This is a genomic window from Nitrosomonas mobilis, assembly GCF_900103035.1.
Taxonomy (GTDB): Bacteria; Pseudomonadota; Gammaproteobacteria; order Burkholderiales; family Nitrosomonadaceae; genus Nitrosomonas; species Nitrosomonas mobilis.
Genome location: NZ_FMWO01000098.1, coordinates 1 through 9,806, shown reverse-complemented (window position 1 = coordinate 9,806; position 9,806 = coordinate 1). Strand labels below are relative to the sequence as shown.

The window sequence follows — 9,806 nt, the reverse complement described above, 5'->3', positions numbered from 1 at the left end:
AAATGGTCAAGGACGAAAAAGCCATGCATGAACATTACAAATTAGATGGTGTCTATACTGGAGAGCCTAAATTCAAATATCACGACGAGTTTCAGGCCAGCGCTAAAGAAACCAAAAAGGAAAAAGACTAATGACTACTTTACAAAAAGGATCGATTGGCACCTTGCTGGTAGGTGGGTTGCTGGGTATCGTATTGCTGGCAGTCGTATTTGGTGGAGAAGCGGCGTTATCTACGGAAGAATTCTGCACCAGCTGTCATTCGATGAGTTATCCACAGGAAGAACTCAAGCATTCCACCCACTATGGCGCGCTGGGAGTCAATCCTGGGTGTAAGGACTGCCATATTCCGCAAGGGATAGAGAATTTTCATCTGGCAGTGGCCACTCACATAGTGGATGGCGCCAGAGAGCTGTACCTGGAATTGAAAAATGATTATTCCACGCTGGAGAAATTTGACGAGCGCAGATTGATCATGGCACACGATGCACGGATGAATCTCAAAAAATGGGACAGCATCACCTGTCGCACCTGTCACAAAAAACCGAACCCACCGGGAGAGGATGCCCAGGCAGCACACAAGAAAATGGAAACAGAAGGTGCGACCTGCATAGATTGTCACCAGAATCTGGTACATGAAGAAGCGCCAATGACTGATCTGAACGCCAGCCTGGCAGCAGGAAAAATGGTGCTGAAACCAGAAGAGGGTGACGACGAAGACGAAGACGAAGACGAAGACGAAGATGAGGAAGACGAGGATGCAGACACAGAAGAAAGCGAAGCTGCAGATGAATCTTCTGATGAAGACGACGATGATGAGTAATTTCTGAAGATTCAAAAAATAGAAAAATTACGAGCTACAATCGGCTTGGCTGCTGAGCATATTGCAGTCGATAACTGGTGGTAGCTCGGCTTTATTGGAATTCCGTAATTAAAATGGCTCACTAGATTATTGTGAGTTAGATGTTTATTCCTTAAGTTGCTTATGATGACAGCTAAACTTTATATCAAGACATTTGGTTGCCAGATGAATGAGTATGACTCTGCCAAAATGGCATCTTTACTACATGCTGAAAAAGGGATGGAGAGAACGGAAATTCCTGGTGAAGCTGATTTGATTCTATTCAATACTTGTTCAGTTCGTGAGAAGGCACAGGAAAAGGTTTTTCACGATCTGGGTCGTGTGCGGCATCTCAAAAGTGGCAATCCAAATTTGTTAATAGGTGTTGGTGGGTGTGTTGCCAGTCAGGAGGGCGCTGAAATCGTCAGGCGCGCCCCATTCGTTGATTTGGTGTTTGGACCTCAGACGTTACATCGTTTACCTGCTCTGATAGATGCCCGTCATAAAACAGGACGTCCACAAATTGATATTTCCTTTCCCGAGATAGAAAAATTTGATCGTCTACCACTTGCACGTACTGAGGGTGCTACTGCATTCGTGTCTATCATGGAAGGGTGCAGCAAATACTGTAGTTTCTGCGTTGTTCCTTACACAAGAGGAGAAGAGGTTTCCAGGCCACTTGATGATGTATTGACAGAAATTGCTGGTTTGGCAATTCAGGGCGTCAAGGAAATAACACTGTTAGGTCAGAACGTCAATGCGTATGCTGGAAAGATGGCACAGGATGCTGTAGCGGATTTTGCTTTGTTACTTGATTATGTTCAGGATATTCCTGGTATTGAGAGGATTCGATTTACAACTTCGCATCCACGCGAATTTACTGCACGGTTGATTGAGGCCTATAGAACATTACCAAAATTAGTTAGCCATGTGCATCTACCGGTACAGTCAGGTTCAGACCGGATTCTGGCTGCCATGAAACGCGGGTATACTGTTATGGAATATAAGTGCATCATTAGGAAACTACGAGCTTTAAGGCCAGAAGTATCCATTTCATCAGACTTTATCGTGGGGTTTCCAGGTGAAACTGATGCTGATTTTGCGGCAACGATGAAGCTGATTGAAGAAGTTGATTTTGACGAATCTTATAGCTTTATTTACAGTGCCCGCCCTGGAACACCGGCAGCTGATTTTGTAGATGAAACACCCCACGAAGTTAAGCTGGATCGTCTGCATAAATTGCAGGCAAAAATTCAGCGACAAGCTGATGCTATTAGTCAGAGTATGGTTGGGACTACTCAACGCATATTAGTCGAAGGCATCTCAAAGAAAAGTCCTAATGAATATTATGGGCGAACGGATAATAATAGAACGGTTAATTTTCCGGTAAATATGAATTTAATTGGTTGCTTTGCTAATATTGAAATTACGCAGGCACTAACTCATACGTTACGCGGTGTTTTGCGTGCCTAACAGTTAATTAATTGAAACCTGAATCCGTAGAAATATCTTTTTCACCTGCTGATAATAGACGTCTAGCCAATCTTTGTGGTGTGTTGGATGAAAACATCAAGCAGGTGGAAAATACATTTAATATAGAAATTTTCCGTCGTGGGGAGCATTTCTGCCTGTATGGCGCTGCCGATCAAACCCGGCTTGCGGCGAAAGCACTTAAAAATTTCTATGACCAATCTAATCAACACATCAGCATTGAACAGATCCAACTGGGTCTGATTGAAATCAAGAGTCTTGCTGCTAAAAATCAGTTGCAACCTGAGCTTTCAACCCAACTTCATTCAGTGCTTTCTCCGCAGCTTATTACTCGTCGTGGCAACATTACAGGACGCACATCGCGCCAGACTGCTTATCTGCAGCAGATTCACACGCATGACATTACTTTTGGTATAGGGCCAGCAGGAACGGGTAAAACCTATCTCGCTGTTGCCACTGCTGTAGATGCACTGGAGCGAGAGACTGTTGGTCGAATTATTCTGGTGCGTCCGGCAGTAGAGGCAGGAGAGAATTTAGGATTTCTACCAGGCGATATGGCTCAAAAAGTTGATCCTTACCTGCGACCGCTCTATGACGCTTTATACGAACTGATGGGGTCCGATAAAACCGGAAAACAGTTCGAACGAGGCGCAATTGAGATTGCTCCATTGGCTTTTATGCGCGGCCGTACACTTAATCAGTCTTTCATTATTCTAGATGAAGCACAAAATACGACCCCAGCGCAGATGAAAATGTTTTTAACTCGTATTGGATTTGGTTCCAAAGCAGTAATTACAGGCGATACCACCCAGGTTGATCTTCCTAAAAACCAGAAAAGTGGTTTGATTGAAGCAGAGCAGGTGCTGAGTAATATTAGAGGTATCGCTTTTACGCGATTCAAAACTGATGATGTGGTGCGTCATCCTCTGGTACAGCGAATTGTGGATGCCTACGAAAGACATGCCGTTACTCAATAGACTCTTCGGGGGCTCATTGATGCTCTATGTCGGCTAAAACCGGATTAACCCTGACAGTACAGTATGCGGTAAATAAATCTGGGTTACCCGGTAGACAGCTTTTTGTAAAATGGGCGCAAGTGGCGCTGCAGAAGCCGGCAGAAGTCACAATACGGTTGGTCGATCAGCAGGAAGGAGAGATACTCAACCGCCAATTCCGTGGCAAGCAAACAGCTACTAACGTACTGACGTTCGTTTATGAGAATGGTTCATCTATACGTGGTGATATCGCGCTATGTGTACCGATTATCTATACTGAATCGGTACAGCAGCAAAAAAACCTGAAAGCACATTACGCTCACCTTACTGTCCATGGATTGCTTCACCTGCAAGGTTATGATCATTTGAATGATGTCGAGGCTGTAGCGATGGAGGCGCTCGAAATTGATATTTTGGCCAGACTTGGATTTAACAATCCGTATGATGTTGTATAAATAGAGATTTCTATGAAAAAATTACGAGATATGTTTATCTTTATTTTTTCGCTTTTAGGTTTGGTTAAAGCTATTTAATTTTTTTTGTGCGAATATTTTTTCATGAATGATCCTGCGTCTAAAAGTAATTGGTTTGAACGAGTCGGTGCTTTGCTGCTGCGTAAACCGGAAGATCGTGAACAGCTGATTACTCTGCTGCATTCTGCCTATGAACGTGATCTGCTTGATGCTGAGGCATTGACTATGATTGAAGGTGTGCTCCATGTTTCAGAGATGCAGGTACGCGATATCATGATACCTCGATCGCAAATGGATACAATTGACATTGGCGATAAACCTGGGGAATTTATTCCATTTGTGATTGAAACTGCGCATTCCCGCTTTCCGGTGACGGATGGTAGTAAAGACCAAATTATTGGTATTTTACTGGCGAAGGATTTACTGCGCTACTATGCAAACGCGGAAGTATTTAATGTGCGTGATATGCTGCGGCCTGTGGTGTATATACCCGAATCCAAGCGATTGAATATTTTGTTGAAGGATTTTCGTGGGAATCGTAACCATATGGCAATTGTGGTTGATGAATATGGTGGTATTGCCGGACTAGTGACGATCGAAGATGTTCTCGAACAGATTGTTGGAGAAATTGAGGATGAATATGATTTTGACGAGGCGGGTGATTATATCGTTGCAGATACCAATGGGTATTACCGGGTGAAGGCAATCGCCGAGATTGTGAATTTTAATGAAACCCTGGGCGCGGCTTTTAGTGATAAGGAGTTCGATACGATTGGCGGTTATGTCATTAATCGATTTGGTCGATTACCCAAGAATGACGAATCAATCGTGATTGATCATTTCCGATTTACGGTTCTGAGGGCAGATAGCCGCCGCTTGCATCTATTGAAAGTTGAGCGAATAGATGCAGACTCAGATATAGGAATTGATGAGACTGAACTAAATCCATTGAATCAATAACCATACTTTAACTCGAGGCATGAAGGCAGGGTATGCTGAACTCTGTTTTTGCCATTTGTATAGGTGCTTCACTGGGAGCTTCGCTGAGCTTTAGGTGCTTCGCTTAATACGCTGTTCCCCTTCATTCCGTTGGGTACATTTTTTGCTAACTTAATTGGTGGCTTTTAAGCTTTTTCTGCTGAAGTTGCCATTCTCATTCAGCAGGGCAGATGAATGCTCGCGTTAGCCGCGGTCAGCTTGCATGTACTGAGGGCGCTGCTGATGATAATTTTTGGCGTCCGGGCGGCAACACTTTAAAAAGTAATAGTTAGTTCGGTTGACTGGCTTCTGACTACTACAGGACTGTAATATTCTTGCTTACGTTTTATCAAATTGACTGGTAGCGAGTATACTCATTTGCTTTTCTTTTTCCATGGGAATGGAAAACTGAATTGTGTCTGGTTGGGTAAAGTTTGGATTTAGTATCGAAGTATCAACGGAAACAATTCTAAGCATCTATTTTGGAAGTGTCTGGTATGAGTGATCGAGAGGTCGACCAACAATTGGTTGAAAGAGTGCAGCGAGGTGATAAGCATGCTTTTGATCTGCTGGTTATTAAATATCAACGCAGGCTGGCGCGCTTGCTGTCACAATTTATCCGTGATCAGGCCGAAGTGGAAGATATCGCGCAGGAAACATTTATCAAGGCTTATCGCGCACTTCCCTCTTTTCGTGGTGATAGCGCCTTTTATACATGGCTTTACCGAATTGGGATCAATACAGCTAAAAACTTTTTAGTGTCACAGGGGCGTAAAGCACCTACTACGGTTAATAGTTTTGATAATGAAGATGCGGAAAATTTTGAGGGGGCAGATGCACTGCGTGAGATGAATACCCCTGAAAGTGAACTAATGGGTAAACAAGTTGCTCAAACTGTAAATCAGTCGTTGGATTCTTTGCCGGAAGAATTACGCACAGCAATCATTCTCAGGGAAATCGAAGGGCTGGGTTATGAAGAGATCGCAAATATTATGGGTTGTCCGATCGGTACGGTACGTTCCCGAATATTTAGAGCGCGCGAGGCTGTGGCTGAAAAATTGCGACCTTTGTTGGGTACGGATAAAAATAAGAGATGGTAAAAAGAGGTGAAATTATGAATAATAAACTTTCGGAATTAGTTGATGGTGAGCTCGATGACGATGAAGCGGGTGAGCTCATCAAATTAGCTGGAAGAAGCGATGAATTGCTTGCGGAATGGAAGACATACCATGTTATTGGTGAAGCATTGCGCCAGCCAGTTTCTATTTCTAGCCTGGATATCTCTGAAAAAGTTCACCAACAGTTGGTCAGTGAGCCAACGTTACTAGTGCCTCAGCTCAATAAGATTTATCGTGCGAGCAAATCAAAACTACTGGGTCTCTCGGCCGCAGCTTCGATTGCTGTTCTTGCAATCGGTTGGATGGTTTCTATTTCTGTTGGTACTGGCCCTGTTCAACAGGAAATGCTGGTTGCTGAGAAGATAGAAAAACGATCAATGGACACTGATAATCGCTCAGTGACTTTCTTGCCACCATCAGGTTATTCGCATCTTCCGACATCAATTGATTATAATCGCACAGATTTTCCATTTGCTTACAGGGGATTTAGCCATGGAGGCATGATTTATCATCCGCATGCCAGCAGTGCCAATCAGATCAACGCACCGCAAATGCCACAAACATCAGTTAGACCTGCTCCTTCAGGCAATTGATCTTCTATTGAATAGCGTTGAAGTTAACGGCTGTAGTTTTTCCTTTATTTTAAGCATTCAGAGTAACATTTTCTAAAATACTTCAAGTAATGTCACTTACCGCAAGCATGAAACTTTCCTATAAATTTAGTTTGTTGTCCCTCGCTGATGAAAGAATATTTTGCAAACATAGAGTAACCCAATCGTTGCAAATTTTCTGGAAATTGTGGAGCGCAGGTTTAGTAATGCTGCTGTTGCTGTCGTCGCCATCACCACAAGCAAAAGAAGCGTTAAAACTGCCAGACTTTACTCAATTAGTCGAAACACAAGGGCAGGCAGTTGTCAATATCAGCACAGTGCAAAGTCAACAAATAGATGCAGAACAATTTTTCCCTAAAATTCCCGATTTACCCGAAGACTCGCCATTCTATGATTTTTTCCGGCGCTATATGCAACCTTACTCGGGTCCTAGAAAATATGAATCGCGATCATTGGGATCGGGATTCATTATCAGTAAAGATGGTTATATTCTAACTAATGCTCACGTCGTTGAATCTGCAAATGAAATAAATGTTAAGCTTGCTGACAAGCGTGAATTTAAAGCTAAAGTAATCGGCGCTGACAAAAAAACCGATGTTGCGCTGATCAAGATTGATGCCAGCAGTCTGCCTACCGTCAAGCAGGGCGATCCTGATAAACTCAAGGTTGGAGAGTGGGTGGTTGCTATTGGGGCGCCATTTGGCTTTGAAAGTAGCGTGACTGCTGGAATAGTCAGTGCAAAAGGACGCTCGCTTGCTCAGGAGAATTATGTGCCGTTTATTCAAACAGATGTTGCAATCAATCCTGGTAATTCTGGTGGCCCGCTATTCAACATGGAAGGTGAGGTGGTTGGTATAAATTCCCAAATATATAGCCGCACCGGGGGATTCATGGGTTTATCATTTGCTATCCCAATCGATGTGGCCACAGGTATTGCCAGGCAGCTCAGGGAGCATGGTAAGGTTTCCCGTGGAAAAATAGGGGTGATGATTCAAGAAGTGACAGAGGAGCTTGCAGATTCGTTTAATCTCGATAAACCTCGGGGAGCGCTGGTGGTTTCAGTCGAAAAGGATGGGCCTGCAGATAAAGCTGGTATCAAGGCAAGAGATGTTATTCTGAAGTTTAATGAACAGGAAGTGATCGCTTCCAGTGATTTGCTGCGCTTGGTTGGTAATACCAAGCCAGGTTCCAAAACCAGCTTGCAGGTGTGGCGCAATGGATCAACCAAAAATTTGACAATCAAGGTTGGTGAAATGCCCGGCGATGACGCTGTTGCTGTTCAGCAGGAGCAGGACAAGTCTGGTAAGAACGCGAATCGGCTTGGTCTTGTTCTTAAAGAGTTGACGAATAACCAGAAAAAACAATTGGGTGTTGAAAGTGGCTTGCTGGTTGAGGAGGTGGTAGAGGGTGTAGCTAGAAGTGCCGGTATCCTTAGCGGCGATGTTATACTTGGCATTAATGATCAGGATATTAAGTCAGTTGAGCAATTTAACAATTTATTGGATAAAATCGAACGGGGTCGACATGTCGCTCTGTTAGTGCGCCGTGGGGATAGAACCACTTTTATTTCAATTCGAGTAGATAAATAAAATTTTTTAGTATGGGTGATCAGGTAAAGAAGCTGGTTGTTTATGCAAGACAGGGATGTCATCTTTGTAAAGAGATGATCATTGCTCTGCAAGCACTACAAGAAACCATTAACTTTCAGCTGGAAATTATTGATATTGATCTTGACCCAAGGCTTGTCGGATTATATAACGAGCGAATACCAGTTCTGTTCGCGCCAGACGAAAATAGAGAACTGTGTCACTACCATCTTGATCTGTCCTCAGTAAATCATTATCTCGTTAGAAATTAGAAATAGCATCTGCTAGCCTGTTCCAATAGTCTATTTAAGACTTGAATCTACGTTCCTGAGCTTATTGTCAAATCTGGTGTATAGAGAATCAAGCGGCTACCTGTTTTCGATCTCCATTTTGTTTAACCCCGTTAACGAATGTGATGCCCTGCGCAACATCCGCTAACAATTTATAGCCCCTTAGTCGGAACCATTTCTTCTGCGCCACTTCCATCAGTTTGAACGTAACCGTCCGGCTCTCCCATCTATGCAGTCATAATTTTCCGCATTACCACGAGCTATGATTATTTCTGGTGTATGACAAGGGAGAAGGAAGCGGTGTAACCTGTTGTTGATGATCTAGCAGATCAACCAACAAAACAAGGGAAACACCGCATGACAGATAGTAAAGTTTTTAATCTGAATAAACCAGAACAAAATGATCCGTTACAGGAAGTGCTGCGAGAAGGCACACGTAAGATGTTGTCGGCAGCGATTGAAGCAGAAGTAACCAGCTTTATCCATCATCATGGCGGTTTGAAAACCGCTGAGGGTAGATCGGCAGTTGTCAGAAATGGTTATCTACCGGGGCGCTCGATTCAAACCGGACTTGGTGATATTGAAGTCAAAGTGCCGAAAGTACGTGATCGCAGCGGTTCTGGCATCAAATTTAACAGCAGCCTGATCCCTCCCTACTTGAAACGAACACGAAGCATTGAAGAATTTCTGCCTTGGTTGTATCTGAGAGGGGTTTCAACAGGAGATTTCACAGAGACCTTAAAACACCTGCTGGGAACAGACGCGCCTGGATTATCGCCTGCGACGATCAGCCGCTTGAAGCAGGACTGGGAACAGGATTATCAAAACTGGACTCGCCGCGATCTGAGTGGCAAACGGTATGCTTATGTCTGGGCTGATGGTATCTACAGCACTGTGCGGATGGATGACCGGTTATGTCTTCTGGTGATTATCGGTTCTGATGAAACGGGGCGTAAAGAGCTGCTGGCATTGTCTGATGGTTATCGTGAGTCTGAAGCGAGCTGGACGGAAGTATTGATGGATTTGAAACAACGTGGCCTCAAAGGTGCTCCCAAATTAGCTATCGGTGACGGTGCGCTGGGGTTCTGGAAGGCTGTTACCCAGTGCTGGCCGGATACGGATCAACAGCATTGCTGAGTGCATAAAATCGCCAATGTAATGGAAAAGCTGCCCAAGGCCATGCAACCCAAGGTCAAGGAAGCGCTGCACAATATCTGGCAGGCGGAAACACGGGAAAAGGCTTATAAAGCATTTGATAACTGTATTGAACGTTTTAGTCCTAAATATCCAAAAGCGATGGAGTGTCTGGCAAAGGATAAAGATTCCATGCTGGCTTTCTATGATTATCCTGCAGAAAACTGGCAACACATTAGAACAACTAATCCAGTCGAATCAGTCTTTGCAACTGTCCGGCTGAGAACAGCCA

General features: G+C 43.9%; 9 protein-coding genes and 2 pseudogenes. All 11 read left to right on the top strand.

Annotation, left to right across the window (positions count from 1 at the left end):
- Positions 1 to 131 (top strand): annotated as a pseudogene (locus NSMM_RS15375) (cytochrome C554); the annotation flags it as partial.
- Positions 131 to 820 (top strand): NapC/NirT family cytochrome c, encoded by a 690-nt coding sequence (locus NSMM_RS13825; RefSeq protein ID WP_090288345.1) that lies wholly within the window; start codon positions 131 to 133, stop codon positions 818 to 820. The pseudogene NSMM_RS15375 and the gene NSMM_RS13825, both read left to right, overlap by 1 nt.
- Positions 821 to 985: 165 nt before the next feature.
- A complete protein-coding gene (miaB, locus tag NSMM_RS13820; protein WP_090288347.1) occupies positions 986 to 2,311 on the top strand; it encodes a tRNA (N6-isopentenyl adenosine(37)-C2)-methylthiotransferase MiaB in 1,326 nt (441 codons plus the stop codon).
- 11 nt (positions 2,312 to 2,322) lie between these two features.
- Positions 2,323 to 3,306 (top strand): PhoH family protein, encoded by a 984-nt coding sequence (locus NSMM_RS13815; protein WP_090288343.1) that lies wholly within the window; start codon positions 2,323 to 2,325, stop codon positions 3,304 to 3,306.
- A gap of 26 nt (positions 3,307 to 3,332) precedes the next feature.
- Positions 3,333 to 3,779, top strand: a complete 447-nt coding sequence (gene ybeY, locus NSMM_RS13810) for an rRNA maturation RNase YbeY (protein WP_090288341.1) — start codon at positions 3,333 to 3,335, stop codon at positions 3,777 to 3,779.
- 102 nt (positions 3,780 to 3,881) lie between these two features.
- The gene (locus NSMM_RS13805; RefSeq protein ID WP_090288339.1) at positions 3,882 to 4,757 is read left to right on the top strand and encodes a CorC family transporter; all 876 of its coding nucleotides are present in this window, start codon (positions 3,882 to 3,884) and stop codon (positions 4,755 to 4,757) included.
- Between the two features lie 515 nt (positions 4,758 to 5,272).
- Entirely contained in the window at positions 5,273 to 5,875 is a 603-nt protein-coding gene (rpoE, locus tag NSMM_RS13800) for an RNA polymerase sigma factor RpoE (protein WP_090288338.1), read from the top strand.
- A 14-nt stretch (positions 5,876 to 5,889) separates the two neighbouring features.
- Positions 5,890 to 6,486, top strand: coding sequence for a sigma-E factor negative regulatory protein (locus NSMM_RS13795; protein ID WP_176753985.1), 597 nt, complete (start codon positions 5,890 to 5,892; stop codon positions 6,484 to 6,486).
- A 224-nt stretch (positions 6,487 to 6,710) separates the two neighbouring features.
- Entirely contained in the window at positions 6,711 to 8,093 is a 1,383-nt protein-coding gene (locus tag NSMM_RS13790) for a DegQ family serine endoprotease (protein WP_090288335.1), read from the top strand.
- An 11-nt stretch (positions 8,094 to 8,104) separates the two neighbouring features.
- The gene (locus tag NSMM_RS13785) at positions 8,105 to 8,362 is read left to right on the top strand and encodes a glutaredoxin family protein (protein WP_090288333.1); all 258 of its coding nucleotides are present in this window, start codon (positions 8,105 to 8,107) and stop codon (positions 8,360 to 8,362) included.
- A 375-nt stretch (positions 8,363 to 8,737) separates the two neighbouring features.
- A pseudogene (locus NSMM_RS13780) lies at positions 8,738 to 9,806 on the top strand (IS256 family transposase); the annotation flags it as partial.